This window comes from Streptomyces cavernae (genome assembly GCF_004023625.1).
Taxonomy (GTDB): Bacteria; Actinomycetota; Actinomycetes; order Streptomycetales; family Streptomycetaceae; genus Streptomyces; species Streptomyces cavernae.
This window is the reverse complement of sequence record NZ_ML137711.1, coordinates 124563-147196: the sequence shown is the minus strand read 5'-3', so window position 1 is coordinate 147196 and position 22634 is coordinate 124563. Positions and strand designations below refer to the sequence as shown.

At 70.7% G+C, this 22634-nt stretch carries 17 protein-coding genes and 1 pseudogene; 5 read left to right on the top strand and 13 right to left on the bottom strand.

Annotated features, from left to right (window positions below; genetic code table 11):
- Positions 1 to 125 precede the first annotated feature (125 nt).
- From EF387_RS05600 to bldG, 3 genes are all read right to left on the bottom strand, one after another.
- A complete protein-coding gene (locus tag EF387_RS05600) occupies positions 126 to 2528 on the bottom strand; it encodes a sodium-translocating pyrophosphatase (protein ID WP_128375346.1) in 2403 nt (800 codons plus the stop codon).
- A gap of 751 nt (positions 2529 to 3279) precedes the next feature.
- Positions 3280 to 3705, bottom strand: a complete 426-nt coding sequence (locus EF387_RS05595) for an ATP-binding protein (RefSeq protein ID WP_128375345.1) — start codon at positions 3703 to 3705, stop codon at positions 3280 to 3282.
- 109 nt (positions 3706 to 3814) lie between these two features.
- Entirely contained in the window at positions 3815 to 4156 is a 342-nt protein-coding gene (bldG, locus tag EF387_RS05590; protein ID WP_005475923.1) for an anti-sigma factor antagonist BldG, read from the bottom strand.
- Between the two features lie 81 nt (positions 4157 to 4237).
- On the opposite strand from bldG, the gene EF387_RS05585 reads away from it, so the two are divergent.
- Positions 4238 to 6691 (top strand): DEAD/DEAH box helicase, encoded by a 2454-nt coding sequence (locus tag EF387_RS05585; RefSeq protein ID WP_162467085.1) that lies wholly within the window; start codon positions 4238 to 4240, stop codon positions 6689 to 6691.
- Positions 6692 to 6739: 48 nt separating this feature from the next.
- Here EF387_RS05585 and EF387_RS48050 read toward each other — a convergent pair.
- The 7 genes and pseudogenes from EF387_RS48050 to ssd all read right to left on the bottom strand — a co-directional run.
- Positions 6740 to 7114: pseudogene (locus EF387_RS48050) on the bottom strand (Rv3654c family TadE-like protein); the annotation flags it as partial.
- A 362-nt stretch (positions 7115 to 7476) separates the two neighbouring features.
- Positions 7477 to 7863: a TadE family type IV pilus minor pilin gene (locus tag EF387_RS05575; protein WP_128375344.1), complete on the bottom strand. Its 387-nt coding sequence runs from the start codon at positions 7861 to 7863 to the stop codon at positions 7477 to 7479.
- Positions 7856 to 8059 carry a DUF4244 domain-containing protein gene (locus EF387_RS05570; protein ID WP_128375343.1) on the bottom strand — a complete coding sequence of 68 codons (204 nt, stop codon included), beginning with the start codon at positions 8057 to 8059 and terminating at the stop codon, positions 7856 to 7858. The genes EF387_RS05575 and EF387_RS05570 overlap by 8 nt, the downstream gene beginning before the upstream one ends.
- A gap of 94 nt (positions 8060 to 8153) precedes the next feature.
- Complete coding sequence (locus EF387_RS05565; protein ID WP_128375342.1) at positions 8154 to 8930, bottom strand: type II secretion system F family protein; 777 nt, start codon at positions 8928 to 8930, stop codon at positions 8154 to 8156.
- Entirely contained in the window at positions 8927 to 9739 is an 813-nt protein-coding gene (locus EF387_RS05560; protein WP_128375438.1) for a type II secretion system F family protein, read from the bottom strand. Before EF387_RS05560 ends, EF387_RS05565 begins: the two co-directional genes overlap by 4 nt.
- A gap of 56 nt (positions 9740 to 9795) precedes the next feature.
- Positions 9796 to 11130 (bottom strand): TadA family conjugal transfer-associated ATPase, encoded by a 1335-nt coding sequence (locus EF387_RS05555; protein WP_238431353.1) that lies wholly within the window; start codon positions 11128 to 11130, stop codon positions 9796 to 9798.
- Entirely contained in the window at positions 11127 to 12230 is a 1104-nt protein-coding gene (ssd, locus tag EF387_RS05550) for a septum site-determining protein Ssd (protein WP_128375341.1), read from the bottom strand. Before ssd ends, EF387_RS05555 begins: the two co-directional genes overlap by 4 nt.
- 573 nt (positions 12231 to 12803) lie before the next feature.
- Here ssd and EF387_RS05545 point away from each other — a divergent pair.
- A complete protein-coding gene (locus EF387_RS05545) occupies positions 12804 to 13628 on the top strand; it encodes an HAD family hydrolase (RefSeq protein ID WP_128375340.1) in 825 nt (274 codons plus the stop codon).
- Positions 13629 to 14152: 524 nt separating this feature from the next.
- Here the strand turns inward: EF387_RS05545 and EF387_RS05540 are convergent.
- On the bottom strand, positions 14153 to 14977 hold the full coding sequence (locus EF387_RS05540; protein WP_128375339.1) for a Fic family protein: 825 nt from the start codon (positions 14975 to 14977) through the stop codon (positions 14153 to 14155).
- 127 nt (positions 14978 to 15104) lie between these two features.
- On the opposite strand from EF387_RS05540, the gene EF387_RS05535 reads away from it, so the two are divergent.
- Entirely contained in the window at positions 15105 to 16085 is a 981-nt protein-coding gene (locus EF387_RS05535; protein ID WP_128375338.1) for an ATP-binding protein, read from the top strand.
- Here the strand turns inward: EF387_RS05535 and EF387_RS05530 are convergent.
- A complete protein-coding gene (locus EF387_RS05530; RefSeq protein ID WP_128375337.1) occupies positions 16075 to 17358 on the bottom strand; it encodes a polysaccharide deacetylase family protein in 1284 nt (427 codons plus the stop codon). The two genes, EF387_RS05535 and EF387_RS05530, sit on opposite strands and share 11 nt — an antisense overlap.
- Before the next feature lie 298 nt (positions 17359 to 17656).
- Here EF387_RS05530 and EF387_RS05525 point away from each other — a divergent pair, with 298 nt between their 5' ends.
- Complete coding sequence (locus EF387_RS05525) at positions 17657 to 19993, top strand: bifunctional SulP family inorganic anion transporter/carbonic anhydrase (RefSeq protein WP_128375336.1); 2337 nt, start codon at positions 17657 to 17659, stop codon at positions 19991 to 19993.
- Here EF387_RS05525 and EF387_RS46585 read toward each other — a convergent pair.
- The gene (locus EF387_RS46585; RefSeq protein ID WP_155589738.1) at positions 19969 to 20139 is read right to left on the bottom strand and encodes a hypothetical protein; all 171 of its coding nucleotides are present in this window, start codon (positions 20137 to 20139) and stop codon (positions 19969 to 19971) included. The two genes, EF387_RS05525 and EF387_RS46585, sit on opposite strands and share 25 nt — an antisense overlap.
- A gap of 114 nt (positions 20140 to 20253) precedes the next feature.
- On the opposite strand from EF387_RS46585, the gene acs reads away from it, so the two are divergent.
- Positions 20254 to 22251 carry an acetate--CoA ligase gene (acs, locus tag EF387_RS05520; protein ID WP_128375335.1) on the top strand — a complete coding sequence of 666 codons (1998 nt, stop codon included), beginning with the start codon at positions 20254 to 20256 and terminating at the stop codon, positions 22249 to 22251.
- Positions 22252 to 22634: the final 383 nt, after the last annotated feature.

The following is a 22634-nucleotide window of genomic DNA, read 5'->3' as shown; positions in this document are numbered from 1 at the left end:
ACCACCGCGCCCCCCCCCCCCGCCGCCCGCGGGGGGGGGGGGGGGGCCCCCCCCCCCCCCCCCCCCCCGCCCGCCCATTGGAATGAACCTGACCAGCAGTGAGGGCGAGCCGGAGGTGCCGTGATCTACGAAACCACCGCGGGATCCGCCGACTTGCTCGTCTGCTCCGAATTCTCCTCGTCGCCCACCGCGATACCGCGCCGCTTGGACACGTACACCGCGCCGACGATCACCACGAGCGCCAGCACCGCGATCAGGATCCGGATGCCGACGTTCTTGTCGTCGCCGTAACTGAACTGGACCACGGCCGGAGCGATCAGCAGTGCCACCAGGTTCATCACCTTCAGCAGCGGGTTGATCGCAGGGCCGGCCGTGTCCTTGAAGGGATCGCCCACGGTGTCGCCGATCACGGTCGCCGCGTGCGCTTCGCTGCCCTTGCCGCCGTGGTGACCGTCCTCGACGAGCTTCTTGGCGTTGTCCCAGGCACCGCCGGAGTTGGCCAGGAAGACCGCCATCAGCGTGCCGGTGCCGATCGCTCCCGCGAGGTACGCGCCAAGCGCTCCGACGCCCAGCGTGAACCCGATCGCGATGGGCGCCATCACGGCGAGCAGACCCGGCGTGGCCAGCTCGCGCAGCGCGTCCTTGGTGCAGATGTCGACGACCCTGCCGTACTCGGGCTTCTCCGTGTAGTCCATGATCCCGGGCTTCTCACGGAACTGCCGCCGCACCTCGTAGACCACGGCCCCGGCGGACCGGGACACCGCGTTGATCGCCAGCCCCGAGAACAGGAAGACGACCGCGGCGCCGGCGATCAAACCGACCAGGTTGTTGGGCTGTGAGATGTCCATGACCAGGTTCATCGGCCCGCCGTCCCCGACCTTCTCACCCACGTCCGCAGCGGCCGTGGTGATCGCGTCGCGGTACGAGCCGAAGAGCGCCGACGCCGCGAGTACGGCCGTGGCGATGGCGATGCCCTTGGTGATGGCCTTGGTGGTGTTGCCGACGGCGTCCAGGTCGGTGAGCACCTGCGCGCCCGCGCCCTGGACGTCACCGGACATCTCGGCGATGCCCTGCGCATTGTCGGAGACCGGACCGAAGGTGTCCATGGCGACGATCACACCGACCGTGGTGAGCAGACCGGTCCCGGCCAGCGCCACCGCGAACAACGCCAGCATGATCGACGTGCCGCCGAGCAGGAATGCCCCGTACACCCCGAGCCCGATGAGGATCGCGGTGTACACGGCCGATTCCAGACCGACGGAGATGCCGGCGAGGACGACGGTGGCAGGCCCGGTGAGCGAGGTCTTGCCGATGTCCCGCACCGGACGCCGGGTGGTCTCGGTGAAGTAGCCGGTGAGCTGCTGGATCAGCGCGGCCAGCAGGATGCCGATGGCCACCGCGACCAGTGCGAGGATCCGGGGATCGCCGCCCTTGCCCAGGATCGCCTCATCGGTGACGCCGTCCAGGTCGGCGTACGAGGACGGGAGGTAGACGAAGACGGCGATCGCCACGAGGACGAGCGAGATCACCGCGGAGATGAAGAATCCGCGGTTGATCGCCGTCATTCCGCTGCGGTCCGCACGCCGGGGGGCCACCGCGAAGATGCCGATCATCGCGGTGATCACTCCGATCGCCGGTACGAGCAGCGGGAACGCCAGCCCGGAGTCGCCGAACGCCACCTTGCCGAGGATCAGCGCGGCGACGAGCGTGACGGCGTAGGACTCGAAGAGGTCGGCCGCCATACCCGCGCAGTCGCCGACGTTGTCGCCCACGTTGTCGGCGATGGTCGCGGCATTGCGCGGATCGTCCTCCGGAATGCCCTGTTCGACCTTTCCGACCAGGTCGGCGCCGACGTCGGCGGCCTTGGTGAAGATGCCGCCGCCGACACGCATGAACATGGCGATCAGCGCGGCACCGAGTCCGAAGCCCTCCAGCACCTTCGGCGCGTCGGCCGCGTACACGAGGACCACACAGGACGCACCAAGGAGTCCGAGCCCCACCGTGAACATGCCGACCACGCCGCCGGTGCGGAAAGCGATCTTCATGGCTTTGTGCGAGACAGTGGTGAGATCCTTTTCCGGCTCACCCTCCGCCGGGGTCGCTTCCCGGGCCGCGGCGGCGACCCGCACATTGCTGCGGACGGCGAGCCACATGCCGATATAACCGGTGGCCGCCGAGAACGCCGCACCGATCAAGAAGAACACCGATCGTCCGGCGCGCTGATTCCAGTCGTCCGCGGGCAGCAGCATGAGCAGGAAGAACACCACGACGGCGAAAACACCGAGCGTGCGCAGCTGCCTGGCCAGATAGGCATTCGCGCCTTCCTGCACCGCCGCCGCGATCTTCTTCATGCTCTCGGTGCCCTCGTCGGCCGCGAGCACTTGTCGTACCAGCACCCCGGCGACCGCAAGGGCCGCCAGGGCGACGATCCCGATGACCACCACGAGGAGGCGGTTGCCATCGGTCAGTACGGCGGCTGCGAGGGCGGTGGGATGATCCAACTGATGAGGGGTAGAAAGCCCCGCCATTCGTCCTCCTTGACGCTTGGGCTGAGCTCAAGATGTGGACGGATTGTAGGTAGCGGAACCTGATCAAAACAGAGCACGGCAAACGGAATTGGTCTTCACATCCCGTTCAGCAAATGATCGCCGGGCGGTTATGGAACTCGAAAGCAGTAATGCCCCAAAACCATTGACGAGCGATGGAGTGATCAAATTCGTGATCAAATTATCGAGCGATTGATCGTGAATTCATTCACGATAAGCGGGGAGAGCAGACCGGGCAAGCGCGGGCCCACGGCGTACAGGGGTCTTGCCCAGGAGTACGAGAACACAAAAGGCCCTGCTGAGCAGGGCCTGAGTCCTGAGTACGGAGACTGGCACCAGGTCGGGGCCGCGGTCACCGATGGACGTGATCGGCGGAGGAGGCGTGTGTCGCCGAGCGGCGTGACCGCCGAGGGGCCTGTCTCCAACGGGGAGGCGTGACGGTCGAGGGGGCGTTGTCGCCGTACGCCTACGAGGCGGAGACTCGCGAAACGTCAGAACCGTTCCGTCTCAGAACCGCTCCGAAGATGACTGCTCCGAGGACCCGACTCACACGAGCGTCCCGGCTCGCACTGGACCAATTCACACGACGCATGCCCGCACGAGGCCGACTCGCACGACGCATGCCCGCACGAGGCCGACTCGCACGACGCATGCCCACATGAGGCCTGCGCACCCGACGCCGACTCGCCCGACTCACCCGAGGCGCCCCGGCGCACAGAGACTGCCGGGAAAGTCAGGGCATCGCGACCGGAGACGGCGTCGTGGGCCAGCGCATCCGGATCAGGCCGCCGTTCTCCCCGGCGCTGACCTCCACGTCGTCCACGAGGCCGCTGATGACCGCGAGGCCCATCTCGTCCTCCTCGGCCTCCACATCGTCGGCGCCGGCCTCCCGGTCACCCGGAGGCACGTGCGGCGCCTCATCGCCGACCTCGATGGAGAACTGTTTCTCCTCCTCGGTCAGCACCACCCGCACCGGCGCCGAGATACCGCCGCTCTGATGCAGTCCGACGGCACGGGTGCAGGCCTCGCCCACAGCCAGCCTGACCTCGTCGAGGACGGCCTCGTCCACTCCGGCCCTACGCGCCACCGCCGCCGCCACCAACCGGGCGGTCCTGACGTGCTCGGGCAGCGCGCTGAATCGGAGTTCAACGGTGGCCATGCATCCCCCTCGAAACTCGGGCGTGCTGTGCGGAGATCGGGCCCATACGGACCCGATCCCCCCGTCCTACCTCTTGCTTCTGCCGTCCGGGCACAGTGGCCCGGACGGCTCAGTCGGTGGCCGCGACCGCTTCGTCGACCGAGGTGTGGATGGGAAACACCTTGGTGAGGCCAGTGATGCGGAAGATCTTCAGAATCCGCTCCTGGTTGCACACCAGGCGCAGTGAGCCCTCATGGGCACGTACGCGCTTCAGGCCGCCCACCAGCACGCCGAGCCCGGTGGAGTCGAGGAAGTCCACGCCCTCCATGTCGACGACGAGGTGGAAGCTCCCGTCGTTGACCAGCTCGACCAGCTGCTCGCGCAGCTTGGGCGCGGTATATACATCGATTTCGCCACCGACCTCGACGACCGTACGATCGCCGACGGTACGGGTCGACAGGGACAGGTCCACGGATCCTCCAGCACCTTGCTATCGAGCGTTCGCCCCATAGGACACTTCGGCTTGAGCCCCCGGGACGGATCGCCAGCCGCGATGGCATTCAATCACTTACCGGCAGGCGTGCACGACGCCTTGGGCCCATTGTCCGTCACGCCAGTGACACACTCGGTGCCGATGGCCAAGAATCACCGATCCGATCGATCCTCGGCACAGACCGCCTCCCGTCTCGCGCCGGGCACGCTCCTGGACCGGCTCGCCTCGGGGCCGAGCCGGGCTTCGCGCATCACTCATACGGAGCACTTGCCCCCGCGCGGCGGTCGCCATGCCGTCTGGCCGGACCGGATCCGGGCCGAGGTGATCGCCGCCGTGCGGGCGGCGGGCATCGACGCCCCCTGGGCCCATCAGGCACTCGCCGCCGAGCACGCCCTGGACGGCGACTCCGTGATCGTCGCCACAGGGACCGCCTCCGGGAAGTCCCTCGCCTATCTCGTGCCGGTGCTCTCCCGCCTCCTGGACGGCGCCGAGGCCCCGAACGGCCGCGGCGCGACCGCCCTGTATCTCGCCCCGACGAAGGCCCTCGCGGCGGATCAGTGCCGCTCGGTGAAGGAACTCGCCGAGCCGCTGGGCACCGCCGTGCGACCCGCCGTGTACGACGGCGACACTCCCGTCGAGGAACGCGAATGGGTACGCCAGTACGCCAACTACGTCCTCACCAACCCCGACATGCTGCATCGCGGGATACTGCCCTCCCACCCCCGCTGGTCCTCCTTCCTGCGCTGCCTGCGCTATGTCGTCATCGACGAGTGCCACACCTACCGGGGCGTCTTCGGCTCCCACGTCGCCCAGGTCCTGCGCCGGCTGCGCCGCCTGTGTGCCCGCTACGGGTCCTCCCCCGTCTTCCTGCTGGCCTCGGCCACCGCCGCCGAGCCCTCGGTGGCCGCCGGCAAGCTGACCGGCTTGCCGGTCGTCGAGATCGCGGACGACGCCTCCCCCCGCGGTGAACTGGTGTTCGCCCTGTGGGAGCCTCCGCTCACGGAGCTGCAGGGCGAGAAGGGCGCACCCGTACGGCGTACCGCGACCGCGGAGACCGCCGACCTGCTCACCGATCTGGCCATCCAGGGCGTGCGCTCGGTCGCCTTCGTCCGCTCCCGACGCGGCGCCGAGCTGATCTCGGTGATCACCCAAGAGCGCCTCGGCGAGGTCGACCGCTCGCTCGCCCGGCGGGTGGCCGCCTACCGCGGCGGCTACCTCCCGGAGGAACGCCGCGCCCTGGAACGCGCACTGCACTCCGGCGAACTCCTCGGCCTGGCCGCCACCACAGCCCTCGAACTCGGTGTCGACATCTCCGGCCTGGACGCCGTGCTGATCGCCGGCTACCCGGGCACCCGGGCGTCCCTGTGGCAGCAGGCAGGCCGCGCCGGGCGCGCCGGCCAGGGCGCGCTGGCGGTCCTGGTGGCCCGCGACGACCCGCTGGACACCTTCCTCGTCCACCACCCCGAGGCCCTGTTCGACCAGCCCGTGGAGTCCACGGTCCTCGACCCCGACAACCCCTACGTCCTGGCCCCCCACCTGTGTGCGGCCGCGGCCGAACTCCCCCTGACGGACGAGGACCTGCCGCTGTTCGGCCCGGCCTGCGCGGAGCTTCTGCCGCAGCTGGAGGCCGCGAAGCTGTTGCGCCGCCGCACCCGAGCCTGGCACTGGACGCGCCGGGAGCGGGCCGCCGACCTCACCGACATCCGCGGCGGGAGCGGCAGCCCGGTCAGGGTCGTCGAGGCCGCCACCGGGCGACTGCTCGGCACCGTCGACGCCGGAGCGGCGCACACGACGGTCCACGAAGGCGCCGTCCACCTCCACCAGGGCCGTACCTATCTGGTCCGGGAGCTGGAACTGGAGGAGTCCGTCGCGCTGGTCGAGGAGGCCGCGCCGCCGTACTCGACGGTCGCCCGCGACACCACCTCGATCTCCGTACTGGAAACGGACATCGAGATTCCCTGGGGCGCCGGCCGGCTGTGCTACGGCTCCGTCGAGGTCACCAACCAGGTCGTCTCCTTCCTGCGTCGACGTCTCATCACCGGTGAGGTGCTGGGCGAGACGAAGCTCGACCTCCCCCCTCGCACGCTGCGCACCCGGGCCGTCTGGTGGACGGTCACCGAGGACCAGTTGGACGCCGCCCGGATCACTCCCGAGATCCTCGGCGGAGCGCTGCACGCCGCCGAACACGCCTCGATCGGCATGCTCCCGCTCTTCGCCACCTGCGACCGCTGGGACATCGGCGGAGTCTCCGTACCGCTCCACCCCGACACCCTCCTGCCCACGGTCTTCGTGTACGACGGCCATCCGGGCGGCGCCGGGTTCGCGGAACGTGCCTTCCACACGGCCCAGACCTGGCTCACCGCCACCCGCCAGGCCATCGCCTCCTGCGAGTGCGACTCCGGCTGTCCCTCCTGCATCCAGTCCCCCAAGTGCGGCAACGGCAACGACCCGCTGCACAAACGGGGCGCCGTCCGGCTGCTCACGGAGCTGCTGCGCGAGGCCCCCAAGGACTAGCTCGGCGCCGGACGCCCGCGCATCGAACCCCATGGTCCTCGCGGCATCGGCAGGGCGCGCGGGGCCGGCGCGAGCTCTGGCCTCAGTGGTGAACGGGCCGGTTTCCACCGCTGCCGTGACATCCGCGATCTCACCCCGGACCACGCACCGGACCAGCCTCGCTTCCTGGGCCCGGGCCACGCGCTCCGCCTTCCCACAGGCCGCCGCCCCCACCTCCCAGTGGTCCGCGGCCGCGAGCGCCGCCAGATCCGCCGCACCACCGGCCCGATGACGGGCGACCGTCGCCTGGGTCATGGCCAGCAGAGCCCCGAAGACGACACACAGAACGGCGATCGCCCCCACGGTCCACACGGTCGCGGACCCTCGGTCCCGTCCGGCCGGGCCGGGGACGCAGCAGGTCGAGCCCCTGGTACGGCAAACCACAGCCGCACCGCAGGAAGCCGCCCCCGACTCACCCGAAGCCAAACCCAGCTCACGGACACCAGCCCCCGACCCACCCGATGCCAAACCCAGCTCACGGACACCCGGCCCCGGACCACACGAAGCCGAACGGAGCTCACGAACAGCCGAGCCCAGACCACGCGACGCCAAACCCAGACCACAGACACCCGACCCCGGACCACCTGACGCCTGCCCCAGACCACGGACACCCGGCCCCAGGCCACGTGAAGTCGGCACGGGGTCCTGAGAAGCCGGCGCGGGGTCATGAAAAGGCCGCTCCCGGTCGTCGTCGTGGGGAGGAGCCGAGTCCCGCCCGGCGAAGAGGAAACCCCACCGCACGCCGCTCATCCCGCCCCCACCGTCTCCTCCGCCAGCGCCACCGCCTCATCGGTCACCGTGAAGGTCAGCGGGCCCGGTGCAGGGGCCACCACCCGGACCCGAACCAGGTCGCCCTCCCGGCTCACCGTGACGGCGGCGTCGTCGGGAGCCACCCGGCGGGCCGTCGCCAGGACCGCGTCCGGCGGGTCCTGCCGGGCGGCCGCCCGCGCGCCCGCCCGGGCGGCGTCCACGCACTGGATCTGCGCCGCCGCGGACAGCAACGCCCAGATCAGCCCCATTGCAACGAGCACCAGAGCCGGGAGCACCGCAGCCGCTTCGGCCGTCACGAAGCCCCGGTCCCGGCCGGGGCTGACCCCGCCCCGGCCGACGGCCCCGGGCCGGGCCCTAGCCATTGAGCGCCTTCTCCACGATGCCCTGGAGCTCCGCGCTGACCGCCCCGCTCGTCACCACTTTGTAGAGCACCGCTGCGAACGCCACCGCGGCGACGATCCCCACCGCGTACTCGGAGGTCACCATTCCGGCGTCCCTACGAGAGGCTCGCACCTCACGTACCAGCGCCCGTACCCGCACCCACACCTGCTTGACCACCTGAAGCTCCCAGAAGAATCGGTCTGTTGAACTCTCGCCACCCGTTGATCACCTGCCGCCGCGCTCGACGGCTCCCCTCACCGTCGTCGAACCGTCATCCACCACCCCCGCCCAGCACGCCGCCCGCCAGCCCGATCACCACCGGCACCACACCGACCGCGATGAACGCCGGCAGGAAGCACAGCCCGACCGGAGCCGTCACCATCACCGCCGCCCGCCGGGCCCGTGCGGTGGCCACGCGTCCCCACTCGGCGCGGGCCTCCGAGGCGATCCGGCCGACCGGAACCGCCGCCGGCACCCCGGAGTCCCCCGCCCGTTCCAACAGCCGCGCCAGCGCCCCGGCTCCCGGCACCGCGGCCAACCTCCGCCACGCCTCGGCCGGTTCGCCTCCCAGCCGCACTTCGGCCGCACCCCGCGCGAGCCGTTCCCCGACCGGGCCTCCCAGGGCCTCGCCCACGGCTTGCGCCGCCACCACGGGACTGGCCCCGGCCGCGATGCAGGCGGCCAGCAGATCGGCCGCCAAGGGCAGTTGCCGAGCCGCGCGGGCCGTGTCGAACTCCTCGGACGGAGCGGGCCGGAAGCGCGGCCATCGCCACACCGCGAAGGCACCCAGCAGCCCCACCAGCAGCCCGGGCAGACCGCCGACGAGCACCCATCCCGCGCACCCGGCCGCCAGTGCGGGACCCCACCGCCGCATCGGGCCGGCGATCCGGAACCGCCGCCGCCGAGGCTCCGGAACCAGCATCAGCACCGCGATCGCCCGACGGCGCGCCCTCCGCTCGCGCCGCACCGCAACGGCCGACCGCGCCATCCACCACACGGCGGGCAACCCACAGAGAATCCCCAGCCTGTGGATGACTTCCGCACTCATCCCGTCTCCGCTCCCCGGACGATTCGCAGCGCCCACCACAGCCCCGCGCCCTCCAGGACTCCGCCGAGCAGCAGACAGCCGAGTCCGGGCCCGGTGTGCAACAGCACCCGCAGCGGATCGGCGCCGAGCGCGGTGCCCAGCAGCAGCCCCAGCAGCGGCAGACCGGCGAGCATCACCGCCGTCGACCGAGCTCCCGCCAACTGGGCCCGCAGATCGGCACGTTGGTCCCGCTCGACCCGCAAAGCCCCTTCCAGCCGGTCGAGCCCGGCCGCGAGCCCGGCACCGCGGTCCACGGCGACCCGCCAGCACGCGGCGAGCCCGACCAGTCCGTCCGCTCCCGGCTGCCGTGCCGCGCCCGTGAGCGCCCCCGGCACGTCCCCGCCGAACCGGGCCGCCGCCAGCACCCCCGCCTGCGCCTCGCCGAGACCGAGCCCTCCGGATTCGCGCGCCGCGCACAACAGCGCCTCTCCCGGCTGACGTCCGGCGCGGACCTCACCCGCGAGCGTCCCGCACAGCGCGATCACTGCGGCGGCCCGCCGCTCACGCTCCCGCCTCGCCATCGCCGCCCGCCGAACCCGCGCCGCCAGCGGCACCCCGAGGGCTCCGGCGACCAGCGGCACCAGGGAGGCCCCCAGCAGCGCGACCACCAGCCCCGCCACGAGGCACCACCACTCGGGCCGCAGCCGATCACGCCCCCGCGCGACCATCCGCTGCCACCGCGGCGGCCCCGTCTCCGCGCCTGAGAACAGCGCCCGCGCCCGCGGGGTTCGCCCGCCCAGCAGCCAGGCGGCCGCCCCCGCGCACACCATCGCCACTCCCGGGCCGACGTCCGCCGCTCCGGTCACATCGACCGCACAGGCCCAGCTCACAGCGCCTCGCCCTCCCCGGACCCGTTGGCCGCGAACCAGGCCGTGCCGTCGGTTCCCGCGGCCTCGGTCCCCGTACGCAGCAGCACCTGCAGCCGCTCCCACCCGCGTTCGCGGACGAACGCCCGCGCACCCCACCGCAGTGCGGGCACGGTCACCACCAGCCCGGACGCATCCCGCTCGAGCACGTGCACTTGTGCGATCCTGCGCCGCCCGGCCCGGTCCCGTACCAGATGCAGAACCACCGACAGCGCCGCCGCCAACTGGCTGTGCAGAGCGGCCCGGTCGAGCCCCGCGGCCGTTCCCAGGGCTTCCAGGCGGACCGGCACGTCCGCCGCCGCGTTGGCGTGGACCGTGCCACAGCCGCCCTCATGACCCGTGTTCAGGGCGGCCAGCAGGGAGACGACTTCCGGTCCGCGCACTTCCCCGACCACCAGCCGGTCCGGCCGCATCCGCAGCGCCTGGCGCACCAGGTCCTGCAGGGTGACCAGCCCGGCGCCCTCCTGGTTGGCGGGCCGCCCTTCCAGACGCACCACATGGGGGTGGTCGGGCCGAAGCTCGGCGGAGTCCTCGGCCAGCACGATCCGCTCGCCGGGCCCGACCAAGCCCAGTAGCGCGCTCAGCAGCGTCGTCTTGCCGCTGCCCGTGCCGCCGCTGACGAGGAACGACAACCGGGCGTCCAGCAGCGCCCGCAGCACCCGGTCGCCGCCCGGCGGCACCGTCCCGGCCGCGACCAGTTCGGCCAGGGTGAAGGCCCGCGGTCGCGCCACCCGCAACGACAGACACGTCGAGCCCACCGCCACCGGTGGCAGCACGGCGTGCAGTCGGGTCCCGTCCGGAAGCCGTGCGTCCACCCATGGCCGGGCGTCGTCCAACCGCCGTCCGGCCACGGCCGACAGGCGCTGCGCGAGTCTGCGGACGGCGGCCGCGTCGGCGAAGGAGACGCCGGTCAGCTCCAGACCGCGGCCGCGGTCGACCCATACCCGGTCGGGGGCCGACACCAGGACATCGGTCACGGTGGGATCGGCGAGCAGTGGCTCCAGCGGGCCGGTGCCGACCAACTCGGAACGCACCTGCTCTGCCGCGCCGAGGACTTCGGCGTCCGAGAGCACCCGCCCCTGGACGCGGCCCTGTTCGCGTAGGGCCTGAGCCACGCGGGCCGGCGTCGGCTCCGCGCCGCTCTCCGCGAGCCACTGCCGCACCCCGTCCAGCAGGCCCGACTCCGCCAGACCTCCCACGAGGGGCCTGCCCGTCAAAAGCCTCCCTGTCACGGCCGACGCCACGGGTGAACCCGTCGCGAACGAACCGATCGTCGCGGAGGAACCGATGCTCATACGCCTCCTCCCGCGACCGGGACCCGCTCCCAGAAGGCCGCGCAGAACCGGGCGAGCGGCCCGCGCGCCGTTCCCCCGGGCGGTGTGCCGCCCTCCTGAGCCCCCAGCAGCCCCGTTTCCCTGGGCACTTCGCCGACCAGGGGCAGCCCGAGCAGCCGCGCCACCTCGTCGTCGTCCAGTCCGGGTGCGTAGGGGCCCCGGACCGCCACCCGAAGGTCCCGCAGCACCATGCCCACGGCGGATGCCACCCGTCCGGCCGCCGCGACGGCTCGCAGTTCGGCGGGGACCACCAGAATTCCGAGGTCGAGCTGGGCGAGTGCCTCGGCGACTCCTTCGTCGACACGGCGCGGCAGATCCACGACGACCGTGCCGCCGCGGCGCCGGGCCGCGGCCAGCACCGCCCGTACGGCCTGGGGCGGGATGCTCACCCAGTCCCCGCGGTCCCAGCTCAGGACGCGCAAGGCGTGCAGTTCGGGCAGCGACTCCTCCAGGGCGCCCCCGCCGACCCGGCCGCGGGAGGCGGCGAAGGCCGGCCAGCGCAGTCCGTCGGTCGTCTCGCCGCCGAGCAGGACGTCGATACCGCCGCCGAGTGGGTCGGCGTCCACCAGGAGGGTGCGTGTTCCGCGCCGTGCGGAGGTGACGGCCAGGGCACAGGCCAGGGTCGAGGCCCCGGCGCCGCCGCGGCCACCGATCACGCCGACGGTGAGGGCGGGTCTGCCTACTCCTTCGGCCACGTCGGCGATCCGGTCGACCAACCATTGTTCGCCATCCGGCAGTACCAGAACGTGGTCGGCACCGATCTCCACGGCCCTTCGCCACACCCCTGAGTCGTCCTGATCCCGCCCTACGAGGACGACTCCCCGTCTGCGCACGGCTCCCCGTAGTCGCCGGACGGCGTCGTCGCCGACCAGCACCAGTGGTGCCGCCTCCCAGGCGCCGCGGCGCTCGGGCAGGGAGGGGTGCACCTCGGGTCTGGCGCCCGCGGCGGCACACAGCCGCAGCAGGTCGTCCAGCAGATCCGCGTCCTCCGTGACGATCAGTGGTCCGTCCTGCCGCCCCTCGGCGGCGGACGCCCGGTCGTGTGTGATGGCTCCCGCCACGATCTCCAGCCCCCTTCGCTGCTTCTTTCGCGGAGCCCTCGTGGGGTCCCGTGAATCCCGTCCGCATGAAGAACCGGCAAGCGGTCCTCCAGATGAACCGCCGATACGAACCGGCCATAGGCGCGGACAAACCGAACCGGCCAAGAACTCGCCGCGAGCGGCCCGCGCTGGAATCACGGTGCAGCGATCCCGGAAATCGTGTGGATCTTGGTGAAAAACTGTGGACAACTCGATGGATGTGAATATCGCCGCCACCCATACAGGCGACTCACGAAGACCTTCCACAGGGCAGCCCAACGACTACGCACGGTTACGAATCAGGGGTAGCATGCGAACGTCGCCGCCAACGGCACAGTGAGCCGCGGGGCTGCGTGGAAAATGCGAAAAACCCACCCGGACATGCGACGACCCCCGCCGGGGGGGAGAGCGGGGGTCGTCCCCACGGCCGACTCGGGGGGGGAGGAGTCGGACCGGGTTAGCACGGTCGCGAACGATCCGTGACTTCCATGGTGTACCCGAGAGCCTTCTCAGGCAAACCCACACGCCCCAGCTTACGCCGAATGGTGGGCGCATATGCTCAGCCTCGTGGAAAACCACTCGTTGCCCCGGACAGCGGCCTTCTTTGACCTGGACAAGACGGTCATTGCGAAGTCGAGCACGCTCACCTTCAGCAAGTCGTTCTACCAAGGTGGGCTGATCAACCGCAGGGCGGTGCTGCGCACCGCCTATGCGCAGTTCGTGTTCCTCGCCGGCGGCGCGGACCACGACCAGATGGAGCGGATGCGGGAGTACCTGTCGGCGCTCTGCCGCGGATGGAACGTGCAACAGGTCAAGGAGCTCGTCGCCGAGACCCTGCACGACCTGATCGACCCGATCATCTACGACGAGGCCGCCTCCCTCATCGAGGAGCACCACGCGGCCGGACGCGACGTGGTCATCGTCTCCACGTCCGGGGCCGAGGTCGTCGAACCGATCGGCGAGCTGCTCGGCGCGGACCGGGTGGTGGCGACCCGGATGGTCGTGGGCGACGACGGCTGCTTCACCGGGGAGGTGGAGTACTACGCCTACGGCCCCACCAAGGCGGAGGCGATCAGGGAGCTCGCCGAGTCCGAGGGGTACGACCTCTCCCGCTGCTACGCCTACAGCGACTCGGCGACGGACGTTCCGATGCTCGAGGCCGTCGGCCGTCCGCATGCCGTCAACCCCGATCGCGCGCTGCGCCGGGAGGCTCTCGCGCGGGGCTGGCCCATCCTTGACTTCCACCGTCCGGTGCGGCTGAAGCAGCGGATCTCGGTGCCGCCGCGTCCGGCACTGGTGGCGATGGCGGCGGTCGGCGCGGCAGCGGCCACCGCCGGGCTCGTCTGGTACGCCAGCCGGCGCCGCACCGGCTCGGCCTGATCACCGTGCCCGGCCGAGAGGCCCGGTAGCCCGGAGAACCCGGCAACGGCAGGTCCGCGCGGTCTTTTGGCGCCCGTTTGAACCTAAAAGTAAAGAAGGACGGCGAGGGGTTCCACTTGCCCCGGCCTTGGAGTACAAAGGATTTACGGCCCGCGAGACCAAGGATCATCCGAAAGGATCACCTTAATAACGCAATTGGCCCACGGACCGAGCATGAACATCGGGCACCCACGCGACGTCGACCCGTCGATTACGGGCCAGCCGCACCAGGTGACGGGCAAAGTTCCCGACCTGATGGGCAATATATCGAGGACGCATGGTAACCCGGTGAACATGCCAGCGGCGGTACGAAATTCGTACCGCCGCAACTCTTTTGGGGCGCATCGCCCCTCCACCGCTGCCTCCCGGAACAACCGGCCACCCTCCCGGAACGACCGGCGCCCTCCGGAGCCATCGACACCTTCCCGCAGCACCCGGCCGCCGTCACGAGACCCGGCCCCTCCCGGAACACGCGGTCCAGCGGCTCAGGCGGCCCCCCGCTGCAGCGCCTCACACACCGCCGTCGACTCGCGGACGCCCAGTTCCGCCGCCCGGCCGCAGTGGGCGATCCACTGTGCCATCCCCTCCGGAGTGCCGGAGAGGTAGCCGTCGAACGCGGCCACGTACGCTGCCCGGCCCAGTTCGGCGTGACCGACCTCGGCCGGGCAGACGGACTTGGGGTCGAGACCGCTGCCGACCAGGACGATGCGCTCGGCGGCGCGGGCGACCAGGCCGTTGTGGGAGCCGAAGGGCCGCAGCGCCAGCAACTCGCCGTGCACCACCGCCGCGGTCACCAGCGCGGGGGCCGAACTGCCCGCGATGATCAGCTGCGAGAGCCCCTCGAGGCGGCCGGCGACCTCGTCCGCGTCCGGCAACTCCCGCTCGATCAGCGGCTCGTCGACGGGCTCGCCGTCCCGCCGCGGCCGCCCGATCTCCTCTCCCCGGCCCGCGGCGGCGAGCAGGTGCAGTCGCGCCAGCACCCTCAGCGGCGACTGCCGCCAGATGGAAAGGAGTTGGCCCGCCTCGGCGGTCAGTCGCAGAGCGGCGCCGACCGTCCGTGCCTCCTCGTCCCCGCTGAAGTCGGTGCGCCGGCGCACCTCTTCGAGGGCCCAGTCGGCGCCGGCCAGCGCCGCCGAACCGCGTGCGCCGCGCAACGCCGCCTCGGAGGTGACCTCGTTGCTGCGGCGCCGCATGACGCGGTGGCCGTAGACGCGGTCCACCGCCTTGCGCACGGACTCCACGGACTCGGCCACCCCGGGCAGCGCCCCGAGGGCCGCGAGGGGGTCGGCGGTCGCACCAGTCGTACTCATGAGTACGACAGTACGCGCCCGGCGACCGCCGCCCGCCGGACCCCCGGGTTTCCGCACCTAGCACGAAGGAGTGGTTTCCTCCGCATCCACGCGCATGTGATCAACGGGTTCACCTACGTTTCTGAACATGAAAATTGCTTTCGTCGGGAAGGGCGGCAGTGGCAAGACCACACTGTCGTCGCTGTTCGTGCGCCATCTCGTCGCCACCGGCGCGCCCGTCGTCGCGGTGGACGCCGACATCAACCAGCACCTGGGCAGCGCGCTCGGACTGGACGAGGCGGTGGCCGCGGAGCTGCCCGCGATGGGCGAGCGGCTGCCGCTGATCAAGGACTACCTGCGCGGTTCCAACCCCCGGATCGCCTCCGCCGAGGAAATGATCAAGACGACGCCACCGGGAGAGGGTTCCCGGCTGCTGCGGGTGTGCGAGGACAACCCGGTGTACGACGCCTGCGCGCGGCCCGTGGAGGTCGACGGCGGCACCGTCCGTTTGATGGTCACCGGCCCCTTCACCGAAGCCGACCTCGGGGTCGCCTGCTACCACTCCAAGACGGGAGCGGTGGAGCTGTACCTGAACCACTTGGTGGACGGCCCCGAAGAGTACGTGGTGGTCGACATGACGGCCGGTTCGGACTCCTTCGCCTCCGGCCTGTTCACCCGCTTCGACATCACCTTCCTCGTGGCCGAGCCGACCCGCAAGGGGGTCTCCGTCCATCGTCAGTACAGGGAGTACGCCCGCGACTTCGGCGTCACCCTGAAGGTCGTCGGCAACAAGGTGCAGAGCCAGGACGACATCGACTTCCTCCGTGCCGCAGTCGGGGACGACCTGCTGGTGACCGTCGGCCAGTCGGACTGGGTACGCGCCATGGAGAAGGGCCGCCCGCGCCCCTTCGAACTCCTCGAGGACGTCAACCACCGCTCCCTCCAAGTGCTTCGGTCCGCCGCCGACGCCACGTACGAGCTGCGCGACTGGGAGCGCTTCACACGCCAGATGGCGCACTTCCACCTGAAGAACGCGCATGCCTGGGGCAACGAGCGCACGGGGGCCGACCTGGCGGCGCAGATCGACCCCGGTTTCGTGCTGAACGAGAGCGTCTTGCCTACGGCCTGACCGTCGGTGAGCCGGGGGCACCCTTCGGGGCCGGAGCCGGGGAGGCCGCGAGGAACGCCCCCCAGCCCCGCTCCGGGGCCTGCCCGACCTTGAGCGTGCGCAACTTGCCCAGGACCTCGCGGTCCTGGGCGTCCAGCCAGTCCACGAGCTGGCGGAAGGAGACACAGCGCACCTCACGCTGGGTGCAGACCGCCTTGATGGTCTCCTCGACCGCGCGCATGTAGGTGCCGCCGTTCCAGGACTCGAAGTGGTTACCGATGATCAGGGGCGCGCGATTGCCGTGGTAGGCGCGGTGGAAGCCCCTGAGGAGCCCGTCCCTCATCTGATTGCCCCAGTACTGGTGCATCGCAGGGTTGCCCTGGGTCGTGGCGCCCGACTGGTTGACCATGAAGTTGTAGTCCATGGTCAGCGTCTCGAAAGCCCGTCCCGGGACGGGGACGAGCTGCATGGAGAGGTCCCACAGTCCCCCCTTCTTCCCGGGCCACACCTGGTCGTTGACGCCGGAGGAGTCGTAGCGGAAACCCACTTCGCGAGCGGCCTTCAGGAACTCCTCCCGTCCCTCCAGGCAGGGCGTGCGGGCGCCGATGAGTTCCTTCTCGTAGTCGAACGGCAGCGGGGTGGCGTCCTTCAGGCCTGCGTTCGTCTTCCACGACCGTACGAAGGACTTGGCCTGGGCGATCTCGTCCTTCCACTCCTCGGCGGACCACGCGCCGACCCCGTTGGGGCCGCAGAAGTGGCCGTTGAAGTGAGTGCCGATCTCGTTGCCCTCCAGCCAGGCCGCGCGCAGCTGGCGCACGGTGTCCGCGATACCCCGGACACCGTTGAAGCCGATGTCGGAGCGGCCCGGTGAGTGCTGCGGCGGCCGGTAGAGACCGGCCTTTTCCTCGGGGAGCATGTACACGCCGCTGAGGAAGTACGTCATGGTGGCCCGGTTCTCCTTGGCCACCCTGCGGAAGTGCGAGAACAGCCGCTGGCTGTCCTCTCCCGCGCCGTCCCAGGAGAAGACCACGAACTGCGGCGGCTTCTGGCCCGGCTTCAGCCGCTCGGGCCGGGTCAGGCGAGGCTGCGCGCCGGTGTAGGCGGTGGATCCGTCGCCGATCAGACGGAGCACCTTGTTCGGCGCCCCCGCGCCCTGCCGCGGGCCTTCGGAGCCCTCCCGGTCACCGGTTCCCCTCCCCCGTGTGCCGGGGTCACCGTCGAGGCACCCGGCCAGCGCTGCCGCTCCGATGACGGCGGCGACGACCCCCACGGCGATTCTCTGGTTGGCGGCCATGTGCGCCCACCTACTTCCTTCGTCAGCACAGACACACAGACAGCACCGCCAAGATCACACAGGATTTCGAAGGAATAAGTACGACAAGCCGATAAAAGGACCGGTTCACTCTGTGGGGTGATTTATTGCCCCATTTGCGCCTATTGCCAGTCCGGTGTCTTTACCTTGCATTACGATCCATTTACTGATCGTTGAGAAATCCCGCCGTTTGTACGCCGTGACCCACGGCCGCGATCCGCCCCGCCACGCAGTGGGGCCCCCTGTTCCGCGACCGCGCAGCCCCGGAGGAGACGGGAATATGTCCGCCTGCGTCCACACCAGCGCCGCCGACCCGATGGCCACGAAGCCTCGGCAGCAACCTCCAAGCCCCCCGCCGGACCGGCCCCGCCGCTTTCGCGTGGACGGCGCCGACCTGTCGGCCTCGATCGCCGTCTTCCTGATCGCCCTGCCACTGTCCCTCGGTATCGCGTTGGCCACCGGAGCCCCCCTTCAGGCCGGGCTGGTGGCCGCGGCCGTCGGCGGGCTGGTCGTCGGTCGACTCGGCGGTTCTCCACTACAGGTGAGCGGGCCGGCCGCCGGTCTCACCGTCGTCACCGCCGAACTCATCCAGCGCTACGGATGGCGCACCACCTGCGCGATCACCGTGCTCGCCGGAGCCGCCCAACTCGGCTTGGGCTGCCTGCGCGTGGCCCGTACGGCGCTGGTCGTGAGCCCCGCGATCGTGCACGGCATGCTGGCGGGCATCGGCGTCACCATCGCCGTGGCGCAGCTTCACATCGTCCTGGGCGGCAGTCCGCAGAGTTCCGTGCTGGACAATCTGCGCGCACTGCCCGCCCAGCTCATCCATCTGCATCCCGCCGCAGTCGCCACCAGTGCGCTGACCCTGGCCATCCTGCTGGCCTGGTCGCGCATCCCCGGTCCGGTGGGCCGTGCCGTCAAGAAGGTGCCCGCCGCCCTCGTCGCGGTCGCCGGCGCCACCGCGGCCGCCGTGCTCGCCGGACTGCACCTGCCCAAGGTGGAACTGCCGTCCTGGCGCAGCCATGCGCTGGCCGGGCTGCCCGAGGGGCCGGCGCTCGGCCTGGTCGCGGCAGTCCTCACCACCACGCTGGTGTGCAGCGTGCAGTCGCTGCTCGGCGCGGTCGCCGTGGACCGGCTCGCGGCCGGCCGGCCGGGGCCGCGCGGGCACGTTGCACGGTCCGATCTCGACCGCGAACTGCTCGGCCAGGGCTCCGCGAACATCCTGTCCGGCGCGCTCGGCGGGCTGCCGGTCGCCGGAGTGGCTGTACGGAGTTCGGCCAACGTGCAGGCCGGCGCAGTCAGCCGGAACTCCACCATGCTGCACGGCGTTTGGGTGGTGGTCGCCGCACTGCTGATGGTTCCGGTCCTGGAGCTGATCCCGCTCGCCTCGCTCGCCGCCCTGGTGATGGCCGTCGGCATCCAGATGGTGTCCCTTCACCACATCCGCACCGTGACCCGCCACCGCGAGGTGCTGGTCTACGTCACGACCACGCTCGCCGTGATCTTCCTCGGCGTCCTGGAGGGCGTGGCCCTGGGCGTGGCCGTCGCCGTCGGTGTCGCCCTCCGCCGTCTCACCCGCACCCGCATCACCCACGAGGAGAGGGAAGGCGTCCATTACGTCCACGTACGAGGGCAGTTGACGTTCCTGGCAGTGCCCCGACTCAGCCGAGCCCTGCACCTGGTACCCCACGGCGCCGAAGCCGTCGTGGAGTTGGACGGCTCGTTCATGGACCATGCCGCCTACGAGACACTGCAGGATTGGCAGAACACACACCGCGTGTTCAACGGCTCTGTCGAGATCACCGGGCGCGGGGGGACGCGCATCACCGAGCCCGCCGGCGCGTCCGCCTCGGGCTGCCGCTGCCGGCCCTGGACCCCGTGGCGCAACCACCAGTGCGAGAGCCCGTCGCACGCACCGGCCGGCGCGCGGCCCGGGGACACCTGCGTCGGGCCGAGCGGGCACCAACTGGCGCGGGGCATCAGCGCGTTCCAGCGGAACACCGCACCACTGGTGCGCGGTGAGCTGGCCCGGCTCGCGCGCGAGGGACAGCGCCCCTCACAGCTCTTCCTGACCTGCGCGGACTCACGGCTGGTCACCTCGATGATCACCTCCAGCGGGCCCGGTGACCTCTTCGTCGTCCGCAACGTGGGCAACCTCGTACCGCCGCCCGGCGAGGAGAGCGGGGACGACTCGGTGGCAGCGGCCATCGAGTACGCGGTGGAGGTACTGAAGGTGCGGTCCATCACGGTGTGCGGCCACTCCGGGTGCGGGGCGATGCAGGCGCTGCTCAACAGCGAGCCGGGCGGGGCGCGGACACCGCTGAAGCGGTGGTTGCGGAACGGCCTGCCGAGTCTGGAGCGGATGGCCGTGACGGACCGGCCGGGGCCGCGGCTGGCCGGCCGGGAGCCCGCCGACGCGGTGGAGCAGTTGTGCCTGACCAATGTGGTGCAGCAACTGGAGCACCTGCGGGCGCATGACTCCGTCGCGCGCGCTTTGCGGCACGGCTCCCTCGAACTGCACGGCATGTACTTCCATGTCGGCGAGGCGCAGGCGTATCTACTGGCCGACTCGGAGGTGTTCGCCCATGTGGGTCAGGAGCTCCACAGTACGGGGTGAGCGACATGGCGCACGGGAGGAGCGGCGAAGACGTACGGGATGAGCAGGGAGGTCACGAGGGTGGGCGATCCGGCGATCGTGAGCATCGTCACCCTCGTGGCGGCCACCGGAATGAACCCGACCGCCACCGCGTACGTGACCCCCAATGCCCCCTCGTGGGAAAGTTCTCCGCCCTGCCGTACCCCTCCGCGAAGCGCCCCAATAGGTCTAAACCAATTTCCGGACGGCCCTTGTCACCAGGGGTCCCGGTCTGATGAGCTGTGGCCTGGGACACAACGGACACCCTGAGAAAGGGAGATGTCGTGAGCAACGAAAGCCTGGCCAACCTCTTGAAGGAGGAGCGTCGCTTCGCGCCGCCCGCTGACCTGGCCGCGAACGCCAACGTCACGGCGGAGGCGTACGAACAGGCCAAGGCTGACAGGCTCGGCTTCTGGGCCGCACAGGCCCGTCGGCTGACCTGGGCCACCGAGCCGACCGAGACGCTGGACTGGTCGAACCCGCCCTTCGCGAAATGGTTCAAGGACGGCAAGCTCAACGTCGCCTACAACTGCGTCGACCGGCATGTCGAGGCGGGCAACGGCGACCGCGTCGCCATCCACTTCGAGGGCGAACCGGGTGACAGCCGCGCCATCACCTACGCGGAACTCAAGGACGAGGTGTCGAAAGCCGCCAACGCCCTCACCGAGCTGGGAGTCGGGAAGGGCGACCGGGTCGCCGTCTACCTTCCGATGATCCCCGAGGCCGTCGTCGCGATGCTGGCGTGCGCCCGGATCGGCGCCGCGCACTCGGTCGTCTTCGGCGGGTTCTCGGCCGACGCCATCGCCGCGCGCATCCAGGACGCCGACGCCAAGCTGGTCATCACCTCCGACGGCGGCTACCGGCGCGGCAAGCCGTCCGCGCTGAAGCCCGCGGTCGACGACGCCGTCAGCCGGGTGGACGGCGTGGAGAAGGTCGTCGTCGTGCGCCGCACCGGCCAGGACGTCGCCTGGAAGGAGGGCCGCGACGTCTGGTGGCACGACATCACGGGCAAGCAGTCCACCGAGCACAACCCCGAGGCGTTCGAGGCCGAGCACCCCCTCTTCATCCTCTACACGTCCGGGACGACCGGTAAGCCCAAGGGCATCCTGCACACCTCCGGCGGCTACCTCACCCAGGCCTCCTACACCCACCACGCCGTCTTCGACCTCAAGCCGGAGACCGACGTCTACTGGTGCACCGCCGACATCGGCTGGGTGACCGGGCACTCGTACATCACATACGGCCCGCTCTCGAACGGCGTGACGCAGGTGATGTACGAGGGCACGCCGGACACCCCGCACCAGGGCCGGTTCTGGGAGATCGTGCAGAAGTACGGCGTCACGATCCTCTACACCGCGCCCACCGCGATCCGGACGTTCATGAAGTGGGGCGACGACATCCCCGCCAAGTTCGACCTCAGCAGCCTCCGTGTCCTGGGCTCGGTCGGCGAGCCGATCAACCCCGAGGCCTGGATCTGGTACCGCAAGAACATCGGCGGCGACCGCACCCCGATCGTCGACACCTGGTGGCAGACCGAGACCGGCGCGATGATGATCTCCCCGCTGCCGGGCGTGACGGAGACCAAGCCGGGCTCCGCGCAGACTCCGCTGCCGGGCATCTCGGCGACGGTCGTCGACGACGAGGCGAACGAGGTGCCGAACGGAGGCGGTGGCTATCTCGTCCTCACCGAGCCGTGGCCGTCGATGCTGCGCACCATCTGGGGCGACGACCAGCGGTTCATCGACACCTACTGGTCGCGCTTCAAGGGCAAGTACTTCGCGGGCGACGGTGCCAAGAAGGACGAGGACGGCGACATCTGGCTGCTCGGCCGCGTCGACGACGTGATGCTGGTGTCCGGCCACAACATCTCCACCACCGAGGTGGAGTCGGCGCTCGTCTCGCACCCGTCCGTCGCCGAGGCGGCGGTCGTGGGCGCGGCCGACGAGACGACCGGGCAGGCGATCGTGGCGTTCGTGATCCTGCGCGGTTCGGCTGCGGAGACCGAGGGCCTCGTGGGCGAGCTGCGCGACCACGTCGGCAAGACGCTCGGGCCGATCGCCAAGCCGAAGCGGGTCCTCCCGGTGGCCGAGCTGCCGAAGACCCGCTCGGGGAAGATCATGCGTCGGCTGCTCCGCGATGTCGCGGAGAACCGGCAGCTGGGTGACGTCACCACGCTCACCGACTCCACGGTGATGGACCTCATCCAGGCGAAGCTGCCCGCGGCGCCCAGCGAGGACTGAAAAGGACTGACTGAAGAGGGCTGAAGGCGACACCGCATCGGCAGGGGCACCCGGCAACGCGCCGGGTGCCCCTGCCGTCGGAAGCCGGATGCCACCTCGCCGGAAGCCGGGCGCTCCTTGCACCGGAAGCCGGGTGGCCTGCCGTCGGAAGCCGGGCGCCCCTTTCACCGGAAGCCGGGTGGCCTGCCGTCGGAAGCCCGGCGCCCCTTTCACCGGAAGCCGGGTGGCCTGCCGTCGGAAGCCCGGCGCCCCCTTCGCCGGAAGCCGGGTGCCCCTTTCGCCGGGAAAAGGCCGAAGCATACAAGTCATGATCCGGTAAACTGCCTAGCTCAGGGCGCGCCGGGAAGTCTGGTCGGCAACGCAGTCAGCGACCCCTCGCTGCG